Source organism: Acinetobacter legionensis, assembly GCF_057165765.1.
On record NZ_CM169896.1, the window covers coordinates 344,906 to 366,223 of the forward strand.

The following is a 21,318-nucleotide window of genomic DNA, read 5'->3' on the forward strand; positions in this document are numbered from 1 at the left end:
ACTTTTTATAATTAAATAATTTACTTATTCCTGTATTTGATTTAATTGATGATAATTATATTCTTGAGTCTGAATTTTTTGACAGGTTACCTATAAATATAAAGTGATTTTGCAAATGGTTAAAATTTACAAGGTTTTTTTAAAAGGTTACAGCCATTGCCTCTATGTACGTTATTTCTCACATAATCTTGCGGTAAATGCGACTTCTGTTCAATGTCTGTCACAGGCATAATAAGTCACATAAGGACATAATTAGTCACATGGTTGTGAAATAAGTGTCATGTACAAAAACAAAAACTGCTTAGGGTACAAGCAAATACTATAAATAAGATAAGCACAATAACTAAACAAGAAACTACAGCGCAAAGGGAAAGCCCTAAGAGTGATCTTAGGGCTTTTTCATGTTTTATCTGTCGCGTTTAAAGCTGTTATTTAAACCAATTCGGTTTCTGTTCGATCTGTGCCAAATAATGCTCTACGTTGTGTTTTAGGAATTTTAGGACACTGGCTAGAAATTTGATAAAGCGTTTGTGCCAGAGCAGGAATATGTGTTCCAACCACAGCTTTTCCTGTATTTAAAATACTGACGCTAATATCACGTTCTGGATCGGCCCAGCAGAGAATGTTGGAAAAGCCTAAATGCCCAAAAGCTTGCCCCGTCATTGGTCCAAATATACCTACTGGGTTACTGCCGAGCATAGGCCCTAAAGCATAGCGCATCGGTGCAAGCAAGGTTCGGTCTATGTTGGTGGTTGAAGTGGGCAAAGTTGCACGAAATACAGTTTCAGGACTCATGATTTGCTTGCCGTTATATTGACCACCATTCAATAACATCTCAAAGAAGCGATTGGCTTGTTCAGCACTAGTGTAAATATTGCCAGCAGGGCATACCGTATCCATAAAACGTGGATCATTAGTCACATCGACAGCAAGCTGTAAGCCGCCACCGAGCACATGGTTTAAATATAAGTCTGTACCGAGTTTAGGGTGTACACCAGTCGGATAATTTAAAGCAACTTGATCTCTATATTCTGGTTCTAAGCCATAGTTAAAAAACTGCATATCCATCGGTTTTTCAATGTGCTCATGTAAAAACTGACGAATATCTTGTCCTGTTACCCTTTCAACCAATTCACCTAAGATATACCCCGCAGTAACAGCGTGATAAGCCAAATGCGTACCAGCTGGTGAAATGGGCTGCGCAGCGTAAAGGTGTTGCAAAATACGATCTTTATCAAAAAGCAGTTCAGGGGTGACTTCCATTTCTATCCGTGGAATTCCACCACGATGGGACAACAAATGGAAAATTGTTGCACGGCGCTTCCCATTTTGTGCATATTCAGGAATGTAATAACTGATCGGATCTAATAGATTGATTGCACCTGTTTCATCTAACATGTGAATCAGCATTGCTGTAATTATTTTTGATGCTGAAAATAGACAAATCGGGGTGTCTGGATTGGCAAGTACTGCATTTGAAGCGAGACCATCGGCAGAATTACCTGACGCATAACCCAGACTACGATTGAGAATAATCTTGCCTTTGCGTCTTAGGCACATGGTGATCAGGGGATGATTGCCTGTTTGATACAGATTTTCAATACTTTGCCAAATCTTTTCAACTTGTTGTTGGTTCATCCCTCCCAGTTCTGGAGACACTTCATTTTTGCGCTGAGTGATACTGCTTAAGTCCTTAGGTACATAGCAGGTATTGGTTGAAAACAATTTCACAATCTTTTTCCATGATTATTTTTATTCCACGGCAGTGTGAACTGAGTTGAGCATGATGTCAGTGTCCCAATTGCCATGCTATCTGTAAAAAAATTGCAATAGTCTTGTAGTTAAGCCTTATGGAATATGGTTGTACGATATTTTTGCAATCTCACCCCAGTTCCTTTAAAATAGGCGACTGCTGTAGTGATGCACGGCAGTTAAATTGATTTTGAAGAGTCAATTTGATTTGTATCAAATATTTAAATTAAGCATCTCGGAGAAATCGAATGGCTTTAACAAACGCAGATCGCGCAGAGATCGTTGCAAAATTCGCTCGTGCTGAAAATGACACTGGTTCACCTGAAGTACAAGTTGCTTTATTGACTGCTCAAATCAATGATTTGCAAGGTCACTTTAAAGAACACAAACACGATCATCATAGCCGTCGTGGTTTGATCCGTATGGTTAACCAACGTCGTAAGCTTCTTGACTATCTTAAAGGTAAAGATGCTACTCGTTACAGCGATTTGATTGCTGCTTTAGGTTTACGTCGTTAATTCGATTTAAACTTTTATTTTCGGATTATTGCATGCTGAATGCTGTACTGATGAAAACTAAAGTCTATCCAGTATTTACTGGATAAAAGGGAAGGGGCGAATATTCGCTCCTTCTTCGTGTTTAAAATTAGTCTAACTAAAGATTTATTGTCTAGTGAGGTCGGCTTCTAAGCTTTGTCATTTATGCGGTTGATGTGAATGCCAAACCTTAGGGGTCTCCACTAGAATAAAATTAGGAAACAAAAATACATGTCAATGTTTAATGTTATTCGTAAAGAATTTCAATATGGTCAACATCAAGTTGTGCTAGAAACAGGTCGTGTTGCTCGTCAAGCAAACACGGTTTTTATTACAATGGGCGGCGTAACAGTACTGGTTGCTGTTGTTGCACAACCTACTGCTAAAGCGGGTCAAGATTTCTTCCCACTTACAGTTAACTATCAAGAAAAACAATATGCTGCGGGTCGTATCCCAGGTGGTTATGGTAAGCGTGAAGGCCGTGCTTCAGAAGCAGAAACTTTAATTTCTCGTTTAATTGACCGTCCAATTCGTCCGTTGTTCCCAGAAGGTTATTTCAACGAGATCCAAGTTACTGCAACAGTTGTGTCTTCAGACAAAACCATGGATGCTGACATTGCTGCAATGTTAGGTACTTCTGCTGCACTTGCAATCGCTGGTACACCTTTCCGTGGTCCAATCGGTGGTGCGCGCGTTGGTTTGATCAATGGCGAATATGTCCTTAACCCAAATTTAGAACAACTTGCTCAATCTGACCTTGACCTTGTAGTTGCAGGTACAGAATCTGCTGTATTGATGGTTGAGTCTGAAGCAAAAGAACTTTCAGAAGACCAAATGTTAGGCGCTGTGCTTTTCGGTCATGACGAAATGCAAATTGCAATCCAAGCGATTAAAGAGTTTGCTGCTGCCGCTGGTGCAACAGAATCAACTTGGACTGCTCCAGTTAAAAACGAAGATCTTCGTGCAAAATTAAAAGACGCATTTGAAGCTAAAATCTCTGAAGCGTATACCATTGCTGTTAAGCATGACCGTTATGCTGCCTTAGATGCCCTTCAAGCTGAAGCAACTGCTCAATTCGTTCCTGAAAATGACGAATCTGGCATTGCAGATGACTTAAACGAATTATTCGAAGATCTTAAATACCGTACTGTACGTGACAACATCCTTTCAGGAAAACCACGTATCGATGGTCGTGATACTAAAACTGTTCGTGGATTAGATGTACAAGTGGGCGTGTTAGATCGTGCTCATGGTTCATCATTATTTACACGTGGTGAAACTCAGGCGTTGGTTACAACGACTTTGGGTAATACACGTGATGCGTTGATGGTGGATACCTTGTCTGGTACAAAAACTGACAACTTCATGTTGCATTACAACTTCCCTGCATATTCTGTAGGCGAAACAGGTCGTGAATCTGGTCCTAAGCGTCGTGAAATTGGTCATGGTCGTTTAGCACGTCGTGGTGTACAAGCTGTTCTTCCACCAGCTGATCGCTTCCCGTATGTGATTCGTATTGTATCTGACATTACTGAATCAAATGGTTCATCTTCAATGGCTTCTGTATGTGGTGCTTCATTATCACTTATGGATGCAGGTGTTCCTCTTAAAGCGCCAGTTGCGGGTATCGCAATGGGTCTAGTAAAAGAAGGCGAGCGTTTTGCTGTTCTTTCTGACATCTTAGGTGATGAAGATCACTTAGGTGATATGGACTTTAAAGTTGCAGGTTCTGCAAACGGTATTACTGCGCTTCAAATGGATATCAAAATCGAAGGTATCACAGAAGAAATTATGGAAGTTGCGTTGAATCAAGCCTATGCAGGTCGTATGCATATTCTTAATGCAATGAACCAAGTGATTTCACGTGCACGTCCTGAAATTTCTATGCATGCACCAACATTCCAAGTGATCAACATCAATCCAGATAAGATCCGTGATGTGATTGGTAAAGGTGGTGCGACAATCCGTCAAATCACAGAAGAAACAAAAGCAGCGATTGATATCGAAGATAACGGTACTGTACGTGTATTTGGTGAAACGAAAGCGGCTGCTCAAGCAGCGATTGCAAAAATCCAAGCGCTTACTGCTGAAGTTGAACCAGGTAAAATCTATGCAGGTCGCGTGATTCGTATCGTTGAATTTGGTGCGTTTGTAAATATCATGCCAGGTACAGATGGTTTACTTCACATCTCGCAAATTTCAAACGAACGCGTTGCAAACGTGACTGATATCTTGGCTGAAGGTCAAGACGTTAAAGTTCAAGTTGCTGACGTAGATAACCGTGGTCGTATTAAATTAACTATGAAAGATGTAGACCAAGCATAATATTTGCAAGGTTTAAATCTTTTACAGTTTGATTAAAATTTAATAAAGAAAAGACTGCCTTGTGCTTTGCCAAAGTTACAACTTTGGCTTGCTCAGGGCTTTTTTTATGGCATGATGCATAACAAGAAAGACTAAAAATATCGTGGATATGCAAAGCTTTTATTTTTTTCAACACACAGATGAACCTTATACTTGTATACAAAAAGAGCCTGTTTTTAATGCAGAGCAACAATTTGTTTGGGTGGACTGTACCCGTGAAGATGTGGTCAATCGTGCTGAGCTATGGCAAAAAGAAGTCTATAATGCGACCGAGATTCACCTCAATGAATATCATATTCGAGATATTTTAAATATCGAACATCCATGCGCATTTGATGCAATGGAAGATTATGATTTATTGATTTTTCGTAAATTAATAACCCCAGATGATCAGATCGATAGTGGTGAAGATGCACTTGAACAGCATGATCATGTTTTTGGCTTAGCGTCTTCGCCAGTCAGTTTTATTATTACTTCACAAGCTTTAATCACCATTCATGAAAAAGGCAACCATGCCTTTGAAAGTTATCTTGCACGTATTTTCAATATCATGAATAAGAGTTTAGAAGAACAGAATAAACCACGTAAATTACCCACTACGCCTTTAGATTTAGCACTGCGCTTGTTAAATAGTATGATTGATGGCTATTTGGATTTACGTAATCCTTTGTCTCGTCGCGTTGAATTTTGGCAACAAGAACTTTTGCAAGGTAATCGCCGCTTTACTAAGTGGCATCAACTGTTTCAGGAGAATCTGGTTTTTCAACAAATCGAAAATTTGTGCGAAGAACAAATAGATTCCTTACAAGAACTTCGAGATGAAATTGTTGAAAATTATGCCCATTTAAAAGGTAAAAAACGCACTGAGAAGCAGGACATTATGCTGGTTCGCGTGGATGATCTCGTTAGCCATGTTGAGCGTATTCAAAAATATACAGTACGCTTAAGTACGGCAATTCAAACTGCGATTGATTTACATTTTTCTGCAATCGCCAATCAAACCAATGAGAATATGCGAATTCTTGCGATTATTACTGCCGTGTTTGCGCCATTAACTCTATTAACAGGGGTATATGGAATGAATTTTGAATTCATTCCAGGTCTACGTAGTCCGATAGGTTTCTGGGTGATGTTGGGTGTGATGTTAGGTTGTACGATTGGGCTGTTAGTCTATTTTTACCGTCGTCATTTGGTAGGACGTGGTGAACGAAGTGTGATTGATATGTTGGCACAACAACATAAAAATCAGCACGTCAATTTACTCTGGTTTTTAGATTATGAACCGATCAAACAAACCATGAAAGAAGTCGAAAAAATCACAAAACTGAAATAATTAAGCATTATTCTGGTTGAGGATTTATTTGAGCTGTCTTTTGTAAAATTAAGTAGAGTTGATCTTTTAATCTTAATTTTTTCCGCTTGAGCTGCTCAATATTTTCATGAATATGATTGAGCGGATCAAGCTCAAGGTGACTGATTTCACGATCAAGTTCATCGTGGTCAATCAAAAGTTTAGCAAAATGCGGATCTTCTTGTTTTAAACTACACATGAGATCACGGTGTTCTGGGAACATGTGTTTCAACTTTTTATTCATTACTTTCGAATTCATCAGAGCTCATTAACCTCTTTGTCATAAAATTCTAAACGATAAAACAAAAATGGAGAGACAAGTTCTCCATCATGACAGGTTAAATATTAACCTGTCACTAGGCATTAACATTTTGAAATGAATTAATGAGTATGAAGGTGAAGATGTTTGACTTGTTTTCGTAATTGTTGAACTTCATCAAGTAAATCCATCATCATTGCAACGGCAGATAAACTGGCTTCAAAGTCGCGTTGTAAACGATAGGCGCGGCGTGCCCGTGAGATGTCTTCTCCAAAAAATTGATGAATACGATCCTCAGGACGTGCGGGTAAAATTTCATATTCAAGCAATTGCAAAATCCAATCCGGACTTTGACCGCATGCCTCAGCAAAATGCTTGAGATCTAGATTTAGGTTTTCATCCACGATTTCTGCATCATGGAAACCGTCATAGACAATTTCACGATATTGAATAGTTGTCATGATTGCTCTCCTTTAGCAAGGCTATGTTGGTATCTATAAAATTATGAACGGGGATTAAAGTCATTAAAAGCATCAGCAAATTGTTGATAGGCTTTTTGCTGTGTTTCGGTGGTTGCTTTGGGATAAACAATATTAATCACCAAATAAAGATGACCTGGGGTTTTATGCGGTATCCCTTTATCTTTTAAACGGAGTTGCTGATTGGGTTTGGCATTTTGTGGCACAGTAACTTTTACTTTACCTGCTGGGGTATCAATTTCAATACTTTGACCAAGTGCTGCTTCCCAAGGTGTAACATCAACTGTGTAATAGACATCAGTACCTTCAACACGAATACGGTCAGTGTCTTGGTATTGGATCTCAATATAAAGATCGCCATTTTCACCACCGTTAATTCCAGCTTGTCCTTGTTTTGCAAGGCGAATTTGCTGACCTTCTTTCATGCCTTTCGGAATTTTAACTTGGAGGGTTTTCCGTTGTACCTCGGGTTCACCATAGGCATTATAGGTGGGGATTTGTAAGGTGATACTCTGGGTTGCGCCTTCATAACCAATGCTTACAGGAATTTCAATACTGGCATGTTGATCTTCACCCTTATAGCTGCGCTGTTGCTGAGAGCCGCGTTGTCCAAAATCTTGTTGATGTCCGCCACCAAAACCGCCACCGAAACGTCCAAATAGATCTTCAAAACCACTAAAATCTTGTCCACCACTGCTACTGTATGAGCGACGGAATTGGCTACCGTCAAAACCACTTTGACCTGTAGATTGCCCTCCAAACCCACCTGTATTGGCATAGGGGTTGTCGAGTTCAAAATCGTATTGTTTTTTCTTTTCTTCATTACTTAAGGTGTCATATGCGACATTGATGGCTTGCATTTTTGCTTCAGCATCAGTTTCTTTACTCACGTCAGGATGATATTTACGTGCGAGTTTTCGATAAGCTTTTTTAATTTCGTCTGGTGTCGCATTTCTAGAAACACCCAAATCTTCATAATAATTTTTTGCCATACTTAAGGTCATTATTTTGTTTAACTTTATTCTAGTTTTATGCCTTTTTGGCTACAGATGGAAGAGCAACTTAGTGTGGTTATTGTTTCAAAACTTATCTAGAACAAAATCCCGCTTATTCCTGATAAAGGTGGTGTTTCATGTTCTATGGGCTTTGTGTGTTCGGGTTGGTGCTTTGGTTAAGTAAATGACGATTCCAAATAGCTATTTAACATTTTAACTTATAAAACTTGCTGATTATGCTTTGAATTTTAATTGAAAAAAAAGAGCAAACTGAATTTGCTCTTCTTAGTAAAAATCGATAGTTAAATTTTTGCAAATTTAAACCATTCAGATCTCAATAGATTAACTTAAATGCTCACCAAACAGATTCAAAGCTTCTTTTGCGGTGAACTGATATTTTTTATTGCAAAATTGACAATCCATTTCAATTGGATTTTGAATTTCTAGGGTTTCTTTGACCGCATCCAGACCAATTTGGATCAACGCATTTTTGCATTTATCGCGTGAACAGGTACAGTTGAATTGAAGTTGTTCAACGTCTGGCAGACGAACCTCTTCCTCGTTATATAAACGATAAAGAATTTCTTGTGCAGTTAAATCTGTCAACTCTTCAGGTTTTAACGTTTGAGTCAGCATAATCAAACGTGGCCATAAGTCTTCATCGACACGTTGTTGTTCTTCTTCATTATTACGTGGTAATAACTGAATTAGTAAACCGCCCGCATTGTGATGCGTGCTTGCCAAGACAATACGTGTTGGAATTTGTGCGGAAAGATCGTAATACTGCATTAAACAAGCGGCAAGAGTAGGTTGATCTAGTGGCACAATCCCTTGATAACGCTCACCAAACTCAGGTTCAATATTGATAAATAGAACAGGTTGTAGCAAGGTGCTAAGCACAGTACTACTGTCTTCACTCAACATAAAATGTGGGTCTTCTTCATAATCTGCAAGTGCGCGGACATCACCTAAATGGTTACATTCAGCCATTGCCCATTTGAATGTACCTTGTGCTTGAATTTGTAAGCTAATACGTCCTTTAATTTTTAATGTGCTGGCAAGTAATGCTGTTGCACTCAACATTTCACCCAATAAAATACGCACAGCGGGCGCATAATTACGCTGCGATAGAATTGTTTGTAGTGCTGTATCTAAATGTACAATTTCACCACGTACAGGGCTATCTTCAATATAAAAACGTTGACGTAAATCAGACATAAAATTCTCCAAATCCCTGTTTAGATGGTGGCGATATTATAAATCACAAGTTTATTTCACCTGAAAAACTGTGCATCTTAAAGTTAATTTTCGTCATCACGTATAATATTAATACGATCGTGTTTGGTATGTAGCATTTGAGCTTTTGTTGTGGGTCTTTCTAAACCGGATTCATCCAAATCTGGGACATCTTTATATTGATCAGGATTATGGTTTTCAACTTGCGCATCACTTTCAAACAGGTGCTCAAGCTCCGAAATAAAGTCCCGATAGCTTTCAAAAAGCTTTTGCTCATCGGTATAAATGCGTTGTTGACGCGTTAACAGTTCTTCATCGTAATTTCTAAATAGCTCAACACTATCATAAGCCTCTTGTTTACTCATTCCTAGTTCACACAATGCTCGATATCCCATACCCAATGAAGTCAAATAGGTTTCACGCCAAATATGTTTGACCCCGACATCACGTAGGAGGTGCATGTGATAGCGATCTCGTGCTCGAACTAATAAGGTAAGGTTTGGATAATTGAGTAAAATATGTCGAGCAACATTCATTGAGTCTTCAACATTATCAATTGCTAATACAAAAACTTTAGCCTGTTCAATTCCAGCCGCACGTAGTAAATCGGGTTGAGTCACATCGCCATAATACAAAGTACCACCATAGCGTCGAACAAAATCAATTTTTTGTAAATTATTATCAATGGCAGTAAAGGTAAAATGACGGATACGTGCTAAACGAGCAACAATTTGCCCTACACGACCAAAACCAGCAACAATAAGAGCTGGGTGTTCGTTGGGAATCTCATCGTATTTGGGTGCACTGTCTTTATTGATTAATGGCAATACTTGCGTGCTCACTAACCAAAAGAAGATCGGGGTGAGTACCATTGATAAGGTCACAATTAAGGTAATGGGTTCCATGATTGCTTCAGCTAGGACTTTCTCGCTTTTTGCCACGTTTAATACCACAAAGGCAAATTCACCCCCTTGGGCTAAACAGGTTGCGACCATTAAACTGTTGGTCCAACTCATTTTTTTATAACGTGCAATGGCTGCCATCACGATCATTTTGATCATAATTAAACTGACTGCGCCACCAATAATCAATGATGGCATATCTGCAATTAGCGAGATTTGTGTGGTCATTCCCACCGTCATAAAGAATAAACCGAGCAATAAACCTTTAAAGGGGGCAATACTGGCTTCAAGTTCATGACGGAATTCAGAGTCAGCTAGAAGCACACCCGTTAAAAAAGCGCCTAAGGTTGTGCTAATTCCGAGTGTATCCATCAATAACACCACACCCAGCACGATAAATAAGCCAACGGCTGTGATCAGTTCAGTTGCTCCACTTTTTGCCACAAAGCGAAAAAAAGGTCGCATCACATAACGGCTAAACAAAAATAAACCTGTAAACGTGGCAACAATCGCGGCAAAGTAAGCAATACCATGATGACTTGATTCGCTACCTGCTAAGAGGGGGATAATGGCGAGTAGGGGAATAGCAGCAATATCCTGAAAAAGTAAAATTGAAAAGGATTGCTGACCATGGGTAGTATTGAGTTGTTGTTTTTCTTCCAAAAGCTGTAAAACAAAGGCGGTTGAAGAAAGTGCTAAGGCAAAACCAATGACAAAACTTGCGGGGAGTGATTGTTGAAAGATTAAATAGATCGTTCCCATCAGAACCAATCCCGTAATCCCTACCTGTAAACTTCCCATCACAAAAATGGATTGGCGCATTTCCCATAAACGTTGTGGGCGAAGTTCTAAACCGATCAGGAACATCAGTAAAATCACCCCAAATTCTGCAAGGTGCATGATTTCCTCTGGATCGTTGGCGATGTTAAACGCGCTTGGACCCAGAAGTATTCCTGTAAATAAGTAACCTAGCACGGTAGCAATACCGAGTTTTTTCCCTAATGGAACAAGGATTAATGCCGCGCCAAGGAATATAGTGATTTGGAGTAACAGTGACATTCACTTGCCTTAAGTTTTTTCTTTATTTAGAAATTGTAGCGTGATTTTGTGATGGGCTTGGAGATTTTTATTCAGAAATTGTCTATTTACCTAATAAAAATTTAACAGTGATTAGCACTATGAGGGGGATAGCCTTTGTACCCTCACCTAAGGGTGGCAAGTCTATCGTCATATAAATAGATATATTGTGCGTATTTAAACAATACAAAATGCAGCAGTGGTTTAATTGAGACTCGGTTCATTACCTCAATTTGTATAGCAATAAACTAAATCAAAAATTTAACTCAATTCTTGCGGATCAACATCTATGGTTATTTTCATCGTAGAGGGTTTGCTATGTAACAGCTGTTGCCACCATTGACGAATATAAAAATGCATTTTTGCCCGATCTTGAGAAAGCAAAACCACATGAGCTTGGTAACGTCCTGCTTTACGCTCCATTGGCGCTGGAATCGGTCCCCAAATATCAATTAAATTATCTTCGGCAGTTTGTCTAAGGAGCTGCGTCATTTCAGTCAGAAACTTTAAATTTTCTTCCTGATGCTTTGAATCACAGCGAATCAAAGCTGTATAACGAAAGGGTGGAAGCTGTGCGGCTTGGCGATCTTTTAAAGTTTGTTTAGCAAAGGTCCGATAGTCATTATGAATCAAGGTGTTTAATAAAGGATGATCAGGTCTTAGGGTTTGTAAATAGACTTCACCCTTCATTTCACCACGACCCGCACGACCTGCAACTTGAATAATTAATTGCGCAGTACGTTCTGTAGCACGGAAATCTACACTCAACAAACCTGCATCGATATCCAAAATTGCCACTAAGGTGACATAAGGAAAGTGATGTCCTTTTGCCAGCATCTGCGTGCCAAGTAAAATAGTCGGTTCACTTTTTTGGATTTGATCATAAATCTTTTGCCAACTACCAACCCGACTAGTTGAGTCACGATCTACGCGCAAGACGGGGAAGTGAGGGAACAGCTCATTCAAGGTTTCTTCAACTTTGGCAGTTCCCATGCCAATTGGCTTTAATTGTTGTTGATTGCATTGAGGGCAAGCATCAGGCATACGATTAATCGTGCCACAATGGTGACAGTGCAAATGCTGATAAGGCTTTAAATGCAGGGTAAAGTGAGCATCGCAGTTGGGGCAATTGGCCTGCCAACCACAGCTTTCACAGATAAGCACAGGGGCATAACCGCGGCGATTTAAAAAAATCAGAACTTGTTCTTTTTTCTCTAAACGTTTTTTGATTTCAGCAATCAAAACATCACTTAAGCCATGCTGTTTTTTTGCCACTTTTAAATCAATCAAATGCATTTTCGGCATGATTGCGGCACCAGCACGTTGATTTAATTCAATCCGTGTCAGCTTTTCTTGGCGAGCAAGATAATAACTGTCAATACTAGGCGTGGCCGAACCTAAGATAATCGGGCAATTTTCTAAATGTGCACGATACATGGCCACATCGCGAGCATGATAGCGAAAGCCTTCTTGTTGTTTAAACGAAAGATCATGCTCTTCATCTAAAATAATCAAACCCAACTGTGGCAAAGGTGTATAAATTGCAGAACGTGTGCCTAAAATAATAGAGGCTTTGCCCGTTTGCGCATGCTGCCATGCTTGTAAACGTTTAGTGTCATTTAAGCCTGAGTGCAGTAAGGCAATATTGCAATGAAAACGTGATTGAAAACGGCTGATGGTTTGTGGGGTTAAGCCGATTTCAGGCACTAAAACCAAGACTTGTTTGCCTTGTTTAAGTACTTCATGCATCACTTGCAAATAAACTTCGGTTTTACCACTCCCAGTTAAACCATCCAGTAGAAACGCTTGATATTTTTTCTGCGCTTTTAAAATCGCTTGAATGGCTTTCTTCTGATCGTCATTTGGCGTGAGGGGCATCTGTGCCAATTGCACCGGTTCTGGCGTGACATTTTGTGGTTCTAAATCACAACGAACAATGTCTTTTTTCTCAAGGACTTTGAGTGTGGCTGTTTCAACACCACTTAGATTAAGAATATTTTCCTGTGTCCCTTTCGGGTGTAGCTTTAAAATTTTATAGGCTTCTTGTTGTTTTTCAGAACGCTTAACTTTGTCTTCGGCATGTAAGTCTAAAAGTTTCCAGATACGTGCCAATAAATTATAAGGTTTCCCTTGGCGTAATAAGGTAGGTAACGCCGTTTGAATCACTTCACCGATAGGAAATTGATAATATTGTGATGACCATGTCAATAAACTTAAAACTTTACTGTCTAGAATGGCCTGTTCATCTAACAGTTCAGTAATGGCTTTGAGTTTAAAATGGGAATCCACAGGTTCATCAATCGGTACTTTCTTGACAATAACACCAATCAGATTCTGTCTGCCAAAAGACACTGCAACACGCGCACCGACTTCAGCTTGCGCATATTGTTCAGCGGTGACTTGGTAATCAAAGCAGTCATTCAAATAGACTGGAACAGCAACTTGAATACGATAAATCGTCTGTGGCGTAGCAAGGGTATTCGACATTTTTAATTTAGTGACTCATTAATTTAGTGAGGCTGTGATGAAATTGTTTCATGTGCAGATTCGGCTTGTGTTAGAGTGTAACAGTCATCTATAAACATGAATATGAATGATTTATAGGGTATGACGCAACAGCGTAATCAAAAAATTTTGGAAAACTAGAGCATAATAATGCCAGCATATCAATTTACTGCAATTGATGCTTCAGGAAAGCAGCAAAAAGGCGTGTTAGAAGGAGATTCCGCACGCCAGATTCGACAACAACTACGGGACAAGGAATTGATTCCTGTCACGGTGGATGCTGTTGAACAAAAAGATAAAAATAAAAGTTCAGGATTTTTTCAACGTAAATTCTCGGCTTATGATCTGGCCTTAATGACACGTCAACTTTCTGTTTTGGTCGCTGCTGCGATTCCTTTAGAGGAAGCATTACGAGCAGTTGCCAAACAAAGTGAAAAAGTGCATGTACAAAATCTTTTACTTTCGGCACGTTCAAAAGTGCTTGAAGGGCACTCTTTGGCTCAAGCGATGCAACAAACAGGACGCTTTCCAGATTTGTATATTGCGACCGTTGCTGCGGGTGAACGTTCAGGGCATTTAGATTTAATTTTAGATCAATTATCTGATTACACCGAAAACCGCTTTGCCATGCAAAAGAAAATTCAAGGTGCGATGATCTATCCAATCATCTTGATGTTTATGTCTTTTGCGATTGTGATGGGGTTGATGACATATGTTGTTCCAGACATTGTTAAAACCTTTGACCAAAGTAAGCAAGCCTTACCATGGATCACTGTAGCACTGATGAAAGCCAGTGAGATTATTCGACAGGCATGGCCCTTTATGCTGGTTTTTAGTGTGGTTGGATTTTTCTTATTAATTCGTTTTTTGCGAACTTCTGCAGGGCACTATGCTTTTGATCGTTTAACACTCAGATTGCCATTATTTGGTAAATTATCTCGTGGTATAAATGCGGCACGTTTTGCCAGTACCTTATCTATTCTGACTCAATCAGGTGTACCGCTCGTAGATGCTTTGAAAATTGGGGCCGCTGTGAGTAGTAATTGGGTAATACGAGATGCTGTCAATATTGCAGCAGAGAAAGTCACTGAGGGTGGAAATCTTGCTACGCAATTGGAGCGTTGTGGTTATTTCCCACCGATGATGGTACAAATGATTAAAAGTGGTGAAGCTTCGGGAGAGTTAGACCGAATGTTGAGCCGTGCATCAGATATGCAGGATCGAGAAGTATCTTCATTTATTTCAACACTATTGGCTTTATTGGAGCCATTAATGTTGGTGTTTATGGCGGGTATTGTTTTGGTTATTGTGATTGCAGTTATGTTGCCAATCGTCAATATGAACAATATGATTTAAGCCAATTATTTTTATAAAGAATATATAGAGAGTAAGCAGATGCAACGAAAGATGAATAGGACTCGTCAGTCAGGTTTTACCTTAATTGAAGTGATGGTTGTGATTGTTATTTTAGGCGTACTTGCAGCATTGATCGTACCCAATGTGATGGGACGTGGTGAAAAAGCCAAAGTTGACACCACTAAAATTGCATTAAAAGGTGTAGCGGGTGCTTTAGATCAATATAAATTGGACAATGGGCGTTATCCGACAAGCCAAGATGGTGGTTTAGATGCGCTTGTCAATCAACCCGCAACGGCTAAAAACTGGTTACCTGGTGGTTATGTTAAAGGTGGTTATCCGAAAGACAGTTGGGAAAATGATATTCAATATGTGATCCCTGGTTCTGAAGGTCGTAAGTTTGATTTATATTCTTTTGGTGCCGATGGTAAACAAGGTGGTGAAGGAAATGATGCTGATATTTATTACCAACCTTAATTAAAGAATATTTAAGTTATAGTTTATTGAGTTAATCACTTCATTGAATCGAGTTAATAAATATTGAGTGAAGTGATAATCTTTCTTGTTTGCTAAAATGTACTTAATTTATTGAAATATAACAGCTATTTAAAATAACGATGTTTGAGAGTTATAATAAGAATTATTCCCATATTTAATAGTTACAAGAAAGTTAAATTGTGTATAAAAATAGACTTTTTATTTAATTAAAAGCTTGCATAATAGTTCTCAGGGCAATCTGAATTGCTGAGGAGGATGAGATGAAAGCATTATTATTACCAGATGAAATCAGCCAATTTCATTGGACTATGCTCAAATCTGTTCTTTTAATTTTGAGCCTATTACCGATTAGCCAGTTTTTTCTCAATATTTGGCAAGTTGCCGATGCCAATAGCCAGATCATGATTGGTTTTATGGCGATTAGCGTATTTAGTGCATTATCTATTATTAGTTTTTATAATGCCTTAAATTTGACAGTATTTCAGTTGAAAACTGAATTCTCATCATTATTAGAACAATATTTAGTACGTTCATATTGTTATGTGCCAATGTTATTTTTAGCTGCAATGATGTCTTATTTGGTGACTCAACTTTAGTTGAAATATCATGGAAAACCGAGGGTATAATCCTCGGTTTTTTTTGCACGATGATTTAGTAATTCAAGTTTCAACTAAGTCGGCTGAACAAGGCTCATGGTGATTTTGCGCACAATAGGTAAGATAAAAAGTAACACTGGAAAGGCAATCAGCCAAGAAATCCCCCAAGCTGAAAGCCATGTGTATAGCGAAAAATTCTCAAAACCCATGCTTCTGAATGTACTGATACATGAAACAATAAATGTCATGATAATAGATAGTAACAGAGGTAAAACAATCGCTGCATAGCGATGTGGAATCTTTTTAAAATTAAAATAAGACGATTTAGAATTTTGCATTTTTTACTCCGTAAACCAACAAACGCCAGTGCCGCACCAAAATATTAAAATTTTGATTAAAAATAGCCCCAAGCCTTGTTGGAGATATGTTGGCACGTTGATTGACGTAAACGTTTACGGCTTTATGATCAGCGAAAATAATTTAGCATAAACTTGAAAAAAATATAATAAAAATGCACCGAAAATATTTTCAATTTCGTTTTGATAAGACTTGGGTTGGGGCTAGGTTGAACATGATTGTCTTTTTAACAGGATCATTTGTCTGTTTTATATAAGGTTGATTGCTTTAAATTTATCTAAAATGATTTTATCTCTCGAGATGAACTGATAAAAATACGAGGACTCAGCAATGCAACAAATAGAATGGAATGACTTTCTTAAAGTAGAGTTAAGGGTCGGAAAAATTATTCAAGCCGAAGTATTTGAGAAAGCGCGTAAGCCTGCTTATATTTTGCATGTTGATTTTGGCGAAGCGCTTGGTGTAAAGAAATCGAGTGCGCAAATTACCAACCTATATCAACCTGAAGATTTAATTGGGAAGCTGGTGGTTGCTGTTGTGAATTTTCCCAAAAAACAAATTGGACCGATTCAATCAGAGTGTTTAGTGGCGGGTTTTCATAATCAAGATGGGCATGTGACGTTGTGTGTGCCTGATGCAAATGTACCATTGGGAACAAAGTTACTTTAACAATCGAATCAAGCTTTTTGTTGAAGTTTACCTCATCTCCTTAAACCAGAGATGAGGGATTCAAATATTAACGTCTAGATTTAAAGCTAATATCGACTGCTTTAGGGCGATAGATCCAGCCCAAAATTAATAATAATAGGGAGAGCAACAAAATAGGATAATCACTAAAGCGGGTGTACCAAGTTTCGCCTTGCATGGCAGGTAAGTCACCACGAAGCACAGCTTTTTGATCTACAGGGGCTTGTTTTACAATATGCCCATTGTGGTCAATAAATGCTGTTACGCCTGTATTGGTAGCACGAATAAACCAGCGTCCATTTTCTTTGGCACGCATTTGCACCATTTGAAGATGTTGTAATGGCCCTGCTGTACCCGTGAACCATGCATCATTAGAAACAGTCACTAAAAAGTCACTATTAATCGCATTACGTCGAGTGAGATTCGGATAGGCCACTTCATAACAAATGGCTGCAGCCAAATCATGTCCTTTAATATTAAAAGGCTTTTGATTGGATGCACCTTGGGAAAATCCACTCATGGATGGATCATTTTGTAGCGCAGGTAACACCCAAGCCAACAATCCTGAAAGTGGAATATATTCACCAAAAGGCACTAGACGTTGTTTTTTATATAAGCCTGAAGAATCTGCGCCAGAAGCCATCATACTGTTGTAGTACATCGGATAGCCATTTTTTTGTGATTCTTTTAAGTCCCAATAAGGAATACCCGTTACCCATGCTGTGCCTGAACTTTTGGCTTGTTGATCCATCATATCCAAGAATTGTTGAATATCTGTTTGGAACAGTGGAATCGATGATTCTGGCCAAACAATCAGATCACGCCCCCATTCAGTACGGCTTAAATTTACATAAATTTCTAAGGTTTTAACCTGATATTCAGTCAACCATTTTAAATCTTGCGGAATATTGCCTTGAATCAAAGAAACGGAGAGCGGCTTTTCTGCTTTCGGTTGTACGAAAGTGATAAATGATGCAGCCCATGCGCCAAGGATTAAAATGATTGCAGGAAAGATCCAAAAGACTTTTCTATTTAAAATTTCAACCAATGCACAGGCAAGGATAATCACAACAAAAGATACTGCAAACACACCAAAGAGTGGAGCATAGCCATCTAAGAGTCGTTCAGTAAATGCGTAACCTGCAAATAACCAAGGAAAACCTGTAAAGACCCAAGTCTTGGACCATTCAAAAATAACCCACAAAGGAGCGAAAGTTAATGGTGTTTCAGGGAAGAATCTACGATATACCCAAGTCTGAATTGCGGTAAAAAGCCCCATGACAATGGCCATGATGGCGATCATCAAGACACTCAATACAGCATTGGTATCCCCATACACATGAATCGAGGTATAGAGCCAGAATGCGCCAACAAACCATAGACCAAAGCCATAGCTTAAGCCAATCGCAAATGCTTGGCGTGGTGTACGGCCTTTTAAGCAAGCATATAGCAGGGCAGGCGATAAAATTGCCAACCACCACCAGTAATAAGGCGCCAGTGCTAAACTGAACACTGCGCCTGATATTAACGAAATCAATAATGGGAAAATGAAGGGCAGCTGTTTTTGTTGTTGGGATGAATTTAACAGCTTATCAAAGTATGCTCTCATTTATGTACAGCTCGAATCAGATGAATAGTGCGCGCATCTGCTTCAATAATTGTAAATTCCCAATCCTCAAGCTCAACCACTTGGCCTTGAAGATCACTCACTAGACCAATTTCTTGAAGCAGTAATCCGCCCATAGTCTCTACTTCATCGTCAGGAAATTCAGCATCTAAAACATTGTTAAAATGTTCTATTGGTGTAAGTGCCTGCACAATCCATGTATTGGCTGTGGTATGTGTTGTATCTGGAATGATAAATTGTGCTTCTTCGTCAACGTTATCATGCTCATCTTCAATTTCGCCGACAATCTCTTCTAGAATATCTTCTAAAGTGACCAGACCTGCTGTTGAACCATATTCATCAATTACAATGGCAATATGGGTTTGAGTGTTTTTTAACATCCTCAAAACTTGGTCGGAACGTGCACTTTCTGGGACAAATAATGGCTGACGCATTAACGCATGCACATCTACAACAGATGAACGATCAGTTAAAAAGGGTAAAAGATCTTTAGCAAGTAAAATACCCACCACGTTTTCAGGCTGATCAGAAGAAAAAACAGGGAAACGTGAATGTGCAGACTCAATAAGAATGTCTAAAATATCAAGAAGTTGATCATCTTCTTGTAAGCTGACCATCGCTGTGCGCGGAGTCATGACTTCACGGATTTTTGTTGCAGGAAGGTCTAATACGCCTTCTAACATTGCAACAGTATCGGGTTCTAAAAAACGACGTGAATCTTGTACTAATTTTAGCAGTTCATCTCGGGTTTCTGGCGCTGTTCCTAACCATTTGCGTAAGCCACGCATTCCCCACGATGGGCCTGATTCCTCGTGCATGATCTTTCCTAAAGACGTTTAATATCTAGTAAATGTTTTTTTATCATACCGAAGAAAACACAGATGTCTATCTATTAACTAAGGTAAATAGATGAATGTATGTGTCATATTATAGATATATTGCAAGCCTTATTCATTATTTGAGTTTGTGTTAAAATTATTGAGTGATTTCGCTTCTTTTTGAGAATAGATAATGTCTGAACCGATGCCTAAAGCAAGCATTCAATTAAACACGCGTGGACTACGTTGTCCTGAGCCTGTAATGATGTTGCATCAAGCAATTCGTAAATCTAAATCAGGTGATGTGGTTGAAGTATTTGCAACTGATAATTCAACCTCTTGGGACATTCCTAAATTTTGTATGCATCTCGGTCACGAGTTGATTTTACAAGAAGAAGTGCTAGATGATGCTGGAAATAAGGAATTTCACTATTTAGTGAAGAAAGGTTAAAAGAAAACGGGTAAGTAATTATAGATGCAAAAACAAGAATTTGAAGTGCATCTGACAGCGGATATTAAAAGTCCAGTGATGTACCATCAGTTTAAAACGATGTGTAAACAGTTAGATGCTAAGCCTCTTGAAATTATACTTGCCCGTGGTATGTATTCTAAACAGATTATGCTCTCTAAATGTGTTTACTCAGCGGATTTAAGTACTGTCCTTGAGGATATTGTGCCTTGGATCAAGGCGTTTGAACAACAGAATATTCAAATTATCCGAACCAAGATTGAACTTCCATTTCAAGATTCTCAAACAGATCAACAGTCTATTTATTATTATGAATGGCATGCTTTGATTGAATGTAGAGATGCTTTTGAACTTAAACAACTATGTGAGCATCATCAAGCACACTTGTCTCAAAATGCTTTAAAACGCCGTGAGAACTTTCGATTTTTAACATTACGCGAAATAGGAACAGCAGATTTTTTCTTGAAACGCTTAGAGTTGTTGCGCATAGCATTATTAAACCAACATAGAGTGATTGCTAAAGAAAGATTTGAGATTTGTATTTATGATACCAATATCATGTTAGATCATGGATGGTTATCTTAAATAGACATAGATAAAGAAGAATGTAAATGAATGAAATAAAGCAAAAGGCTTGTGAGGGCCTGATTCGACGTTTTGCAGAAAGCCACCAGTACTTTCCTTTTATGCTAAAAGGAAGTTTCTTAACTCGGCAATATTTTCCTGCGCATATTGAACGTAAACCACAAGATTTAGATTGGATTTGTTTAAAACCATTAATCGATCGACATTTTGTTCAGGATCATTTGAATGAATGGATGTGCTACTTAACAACTGTAGATTTTAATGATGGTATTCGTTATGAACCATTTTCGAAAGATAATTATTGGTGGGAGTTGGAGTATGTAATGGCAGAAGACTTTCCAACAGTCAGTACAAATATTATCGCATGGGTGAATGGGCAAAAAACTGAAATAGATATTGATGTTTCATTTAATCTTGAAATTCAAGATATTCACAACAGACTTATTTATCATCCTTTTGTTGGTAAGGACTTCCGATTGGCACAAACCCCATCTTTAGCTACGCAAATTGCATGGAAGTTACACCAATGTATTGTGAACCCACGCTATAAAGATATATTTGATTTGACCTATTTACTCAAGCATCCATCATTTTCGGATATTTTTGCAAAACTTTATGCCATAGAAATATTGAAAAGTGAATGTCAAAGAGATGGTTTGGTTTTGACTAAGTTTTTGTATTTGAATCAACCTATTTTGGCTGATGCTTGTATGAAGCTGGCACAAAATTGGCAGAATGAAAGATCTGAGATTCAGTTTGCAAATTTAGATGATATTCCCGAGAAATTTGAAGATTTTTGGAATATTTTTACTCAGTCATTGCTTGATGCGGAGTTATTAGAGTTAATTGATTCAACACCCTAATCAAAG

General features: G+C 38.5%; 20 protein-coding genes. 10 read left to right on the forward strand and 10 right to left on the reverse strand.

Annotated features, from left to right (window positions below; translation table 11 throughout):
• Positions 1-432: 432 nt before the first annotated feature.
• Positions 433-1,731 carry a serine hydrolase domain-containing protein gene (locus tag AC2G3J_RS01585; RefSeq protein ID WP_336953721.1) on the reverse strand — a complete coding sequence of 433 codons (1,299 nt, stop codon included), beginning with the start codon at positions 1,729-1,731 and terminating at the stop codon, positions 433-435.
• 269 nt (positions 1,732-2,000) lie between these two features.
• Here AC2G3J_RS01585 and rpsO point away from each other — a divergent pair, with 269 nt between their 5' ends.
• The 3 genes from rpsO to AC2G3J_RS01600 all read left to right on the forward strand — a co-directional run bounded on the left by rpsO (position 2,001) and on the right by AC2G3J_RS01600 (position 5,985).
• Positions 2,001-2,270 (forward strand): 30S ribosomal protein S15, encoded by a 270-nt coding sequence (gene rpsO / locus AC2G3J_RS01590; RefSeq protein ID WP_004725514.1) that lies wholly within the window; start codon positions 2,001-2,003, stop codon positions 2,268-2,270.
• A gap of 255 nt (positions 2,271-2,525) precedes the next feature.
• Positions 2,526-4,613 carry a polyribonucleotide nucleotidyltransferase gene (gene pnp, locus AC2G3J_RS01595; RefSeq protein ID WP_336953740.1) on the forward strand — a complete coding sequence of 696 codons (2,088 nt, stop codon included), beginning with the start codon at positions 2,526-2,528 and terminating at the stop codon, positions 4,611-4,613.
• A gap of 148 nt (positions 4,614-4,761) precedes the next feature.
• Positions 4,762-5,985 (forward strand): magnesium transporter CorA family protein, encoded by a 1,224-nt coding sequence (locus AC2G3J_RS01600; RefSeq protein WP_336953741.1) that lies wholly within the window; start codon positions 4,762-4,764, stop codon positions 5,983-5,985.
• Between the two features lie 7 nt (positions 5,986-5,992).
• On the opposite strand, the gene AC2G3J_RS01605 is transcribed toward AC2G3J_RS01600, so the two are convergent.
• From AC2G3J_RS01605 to AC2G3J_RS01630, 6 genes are all read right to left on the reverse strand, one after another.
• Positions 5,993-6,262 carry an HP1242/YdcH family protein gene (locus tag AC2G3J_RS01605; RefSeq protein WP_336953722.1) on the reverse strand — a complete coding sequence of 90 codons (270 nt, stop codon included), beginning with the start codon at positions 6,260-6,262 and terminating at the stop codon, positions 5,993-5,995.
• A 122-nt stretch (positions 6,263-6,384) separates the two neighbouring features.
• Positions 6,385-6,723, reverse strand: coding sequence for a chaperone modulator CbpM (locus AC2G3J_RS01610; protein WP_004725521.1), 339 nt, complete (start codon positions 6,721-6,723; stop codon positions 6,385-6,387).
• Positions 6,724-6,764: 41 nt separating this feature from the next.
• Positions 6,765-7,733 carry a DnaJ C-terminal domain-containing protein gene (locus tag AC2G3J_RS01615; RefSeq protein WP_419819886.1) on the reverse strand — a complete coding sequence of 323 codons (969 nt, stop codon included), beginning with the start codon at positions 7,731-7,733 and terminating at the stop codon, positions 6,765-6,767.
• Between the two features lie 345 nt (positions 7,734-8,078).
• A complete protein-coding gene (hslO, locus tag AC2G3J_RS01620) occupies positions 8,079-8,954 on the reverse strand; it encodes an Hsp33 family molecular chaperone HslO (RefSeq protein WP_483770576.1) in 876 nt (291 codons plus the stop codon).
• 83 nt (positions 8,955-9,037) lie between these two features.
• Positions 9,038-10,933, reverse strand: coding sequence for a monovalent cation:proton antiporter-2 (CPA2) family protein (locus AC2G3J_RS01625; protein ID WP_419819888.1), 1,896 nt, complete (start codon positions 10,931-10,933; stop codon positions 9,038-9,040).
• A 279-nt stretch (positions 10,934-11,212) separates the two neighbouring features.
• The gene (locus tag AC2G3J_RS01630) at positions 11,213-13,438 is read right to left on the reverse strand and encodes a primosomal protein N' (protein ID WP_336953725.1); all 2,226 of its coding nucleotides are present in this window, start codon (positions 13,436-13,438) and stop codon (positions 11,213-11,215) included.
• Between the two features lie 168 nt (positions 13,439-13,606).
• Here AC2G3J_RS01630 and gspF point away from each other — a divergent pair, with 168 nt between their 5' ends.
• From gspF to AC2G3J_RS01645, 3 genes are all read left to right on the forward strand, one after another.
• Positions 13,607-14,812, forward strand: coding sequence for a type II secretion system inner membrane protein GspF (gene gspF, locus AC2G3J_RS01635; protein ID WP_336953726.1), 1,206 nt, complete (start codon positions 13,607-13,609; stop codon positions 14,810-14,812).
• Between the two features lie 39 nt (positions 14,813-14,851).
• Positions 14,852-15,289, forward strand: coding sequence for a type II secretion system major pseudopilin GspG (gene gspG / locus AC2G3J_RS01640; protein WP_004816754.1), 438 nt, complete (start codon positions 14,852-14,854; stop codon positions 15,287-15,289).
• 281 nt (positions 15,290-15,570) lie between these two features.
• Positions 15,571-15,906 carry a hypothetical protein gene (locus tag AC2G3J_RS01645; protein ID WP_336953727.1) on the forward strand — a complete coding sequence of 112 codons (336 nt, stop codon included), beginning with the start codon at positions 15,571-15,573 and terminating at the stop codon, positions 15,904-15,906.
• Positions 15,907-15,980: 74 nt separating this feature from the next.
• Here AC2G3J_RS01645 and AC2G3J_RS01650 read toward each other — a convergent pair whose 3' ends face one another.
• On the reverse strand, positions 15,981-16,244 hold the full coding sequence (locus tag AC2G3J_RS01650; protein ID WP_034617824.1) for a DUF2798 domain-containing protein: 264 nt from the start codon (positions 16,242-16,244) through the stop codon (positions 15,981-15,983).
• A 349-nt stretch (positions 16,245-16,593) separates the two neighbouring features.
• Between AC2G3J_RS01650 and AC2G3J_RS01655 the strand changes: the two genes are divergently transcribed.
• On the forward strand, positions 16,594-16,932 hold the full coding sequence (locus AC2G3J_RS01655; RefSeq protein ID WP_336953728.1) for a tRNA-binding protein: 339 nt from the start codon (positions 16,594-16,596) through the stop codon (positions 16,930-16,932).
• A 67-nt stretch (positions 16,933-16,999) separates the two neighbouring features.
• On the opposite strand, the gene lnt is transcribed toward AC2G3J_RS01655, so the two are convergent.
• Together lnt and AC2G3J_RS01665 are read right to left on the reverse strand one after the other, a co-directional pair.
• Complete coding sequence (gene lnt / locus AC2G3J_RS01660; RefSeq protein ID WP_419327962.1) at positions 17,000-18,559, reverse strand: apolipoprotein N-acyltransferase; 1,560 nt, start codon at positions 18,557-18,559, stop codon at positions 17,000-17,002.
• Positions 18,556-19,395, reverse strand: a complete 840-nt coding sequence (locus AC2G3J_RS01665) for a CorC family transporter (RefSeq protein ID WP_004816763.1) — start codon at positions 19,393-19,395, stop codon at positions 18,556-18,558. The genes lnt and AC2G3J_RS01665 overlap by 4 nt, the downstream gene beginning before the upstream one ends.
• A 193-nt stretch (positions 19,396-19,588) precedes the next feature.
• Between AC2G3J_RS01665 and tusA the strand changes: the two genes are divergently transcribed.
• Genes tusA through AC2G3J_RS01680 form a run of 3 tightly spaced genes read left to right on the forward strand, consistent with a single transcriptional unit; the run spans position 19,589 to position 21,312 of the window.
• Positions 19,589-19,846 carry a sulfurtransferase TusA gene (gene tusA, locus AC2G3J_RS01670; RefSeq protein WP_336953730.1) on the forward strand — a complete coding sequence of 86 codons (258 nt, stop codon included), beginning with the start codon at positions 19,589-19,591 and terminating at the stop codon, positions 19,844-19,846.
• Positions 19,847-19,870: 24 nt separating this feature from the next.
• The gene (locus AC2G3J_RS01675; RefSeq protein ID WP_336953731.1) at positions 19,871-20,449 is read left to right on the forward strand and encodes a hypothetical protein; all 579 of its coding nucleotides are present in this window, start codon (positions 19,871-19,873) and stop codon (positions 20,447-20,449) included.
• Positions 20,450-20,475: 26 nt separating this feature from the next.
• Positions 20,476-21,312, forward strand: coding sequence for a nucleotidyl transferase AbiEii/AbiGii toxin family protein (locus tag AC2G3J_RS01680; protein ID WP_336953732.1), 837 nt, complete (start codon positions 20,476-20,478; stop codon positions 21,310-21,312).
• Positions 21,313-21,318 lie beyond the last annotated feature (6 nt).

What these genes read in the sequence shown, in the direction of transcription:
- rpsO (WP_004725514.1), top strand. Translation starts at nt 2,001, where the DNA reads ATGGCTTTAACAAACGCAGATCGCGCAGAGATCGTTGCAAAATTCGCT.
- pnp (WP_336953740.1), top strand. Translation starts at nt 2,526, where the DNA reads ATGTTTAATGTTATTCGTAAAGAATTTCAATATGGTCAACATCAAGTT.
- AC2G3J_RS01600 (WP_336953741.1), top strand. Translation starts at nt 4,762, where the DNA reads ATGCAAAGCTTTTATTTTTTTCAACACACAGATGAACCTTATACTTGT.
- AC2G3J_RS01605 (WP_336953722.1), bottom strand. Translation starts at nt 6,262, where the DNA reads ATGAATTCGAAAGTAATGAATAAAAAGTTGAAACACATGTTCCCAGAA.
- AC2G3J_RS01610 (WP_004725521.1), bottom strand. Translation starts at nt 6,723, where the DNA reads ATGACAACTATTCAATATCGTGAAATTGTCTATGACGGTTTCCATGAT.
- AC2G3J_RS01615 (WP_419819886.1), bottom strand. Translation starts at nt 7,733, where the DNA reads ATGGCAAAAAATTATTATGAAGATTTGGGTGTTTCTAGAAATGCGACA.
- hslO (WP_483770576.1), bottom strand. Translation starts at nt 8,954, where the DNA reads ATGTCTGATTTACGTCAACGTTTTTATATTGAAGATAGCCCTGTACGT.
- AC2G3J_RS01625 (WP_419819888.1), bottom strand. Translation starts at nt 10,933, where the DNA reads ATGTCACTGTTACTCCAAATCACTATATTCCTTGGCGCGGCATTAATC.
- AC2G3J_RS01630 (WP_336953725.1), bottom strand. Translation starts at nt 13,438, where the DNA reads ATGTCGAATACCCTTGCTACGCCACAGACGATTTATCGTATTCAAGTT.
- gspF (WP_336953726.1), top strand. Translation starts at nt 13,607, where the DNA reads ATGCCAGCATATCAATTTACTGCAATTGATGCTTCAGGAAAGCAGCAA.
- gspG (WP_004816754.1), top strand. Translation starts at nt 14,852, where the DNA reads ATGCAACGAAAGATGAATAGGACTCGTCAGTCAGGTTTTACCTTAATT.
- AC2G3J_RS01645 (WP_336953727.1), top strand. Translation starts at nt 15,571, where the DNA reads ATGAAAGCATTATTATTACCAGATGAAATCAGCCAATTTCATTGGACT.
- AC2G3J_RS01650 (WP_034617824.1), bottom strand. Translation starts at nt 16,244, where the DNA reads ATGCAAAATTCTAAATCGTCTTATTTTAATTTTAAAAAGATTCCACAT.
- AC2G3J_RS01655 (WP_336953728.1), top strand. Translation starts at nt 16,594, where the DNA reads ATGCAACAAATAGAATGGAATGACTTTCTTAAAGTAGAGTTAAGGGTC.
- lnt (WP_419327962.1), bottom strand. Translation starts at nt 18,559, where the DNA reads ATGAGAGCATACTTTGATAAGCTGTTAAATTCATCCCAACAACAAAAA.
- AC2G3J_RS01665 (WP_004816763.1), bottom strand. Translation starts at nt 19,395, where the DNA reads ATGCACGAGGAATCAGGCCCATCGTGGGGAATGCGTGGCTTACGCAAA.
- tusA (WP_336953730.1), top strand. Translation starts at nt 19,589, where the DNA reads ATGTCTGAACCGATGCCTAAAGCAAGCATTCAATTAAACACGCGTGGA.
- AC2G3J_RS01675 (WP_336953731.1), top strand. Translation starts at nt 19,871, where the DNA reads ATGCAAAAACAAGAATTTGAAGTGCATCTGACAGCGGATATTAAAAGT.
- AC2G3J_RS01680 (WP_336953732.1), top strand. Translation starts at nt 20,476, where the DNA reads ATGAATGAAATAAAGCAAAAGGCTTGTGAGGGCCTGATTCGACGTTTT.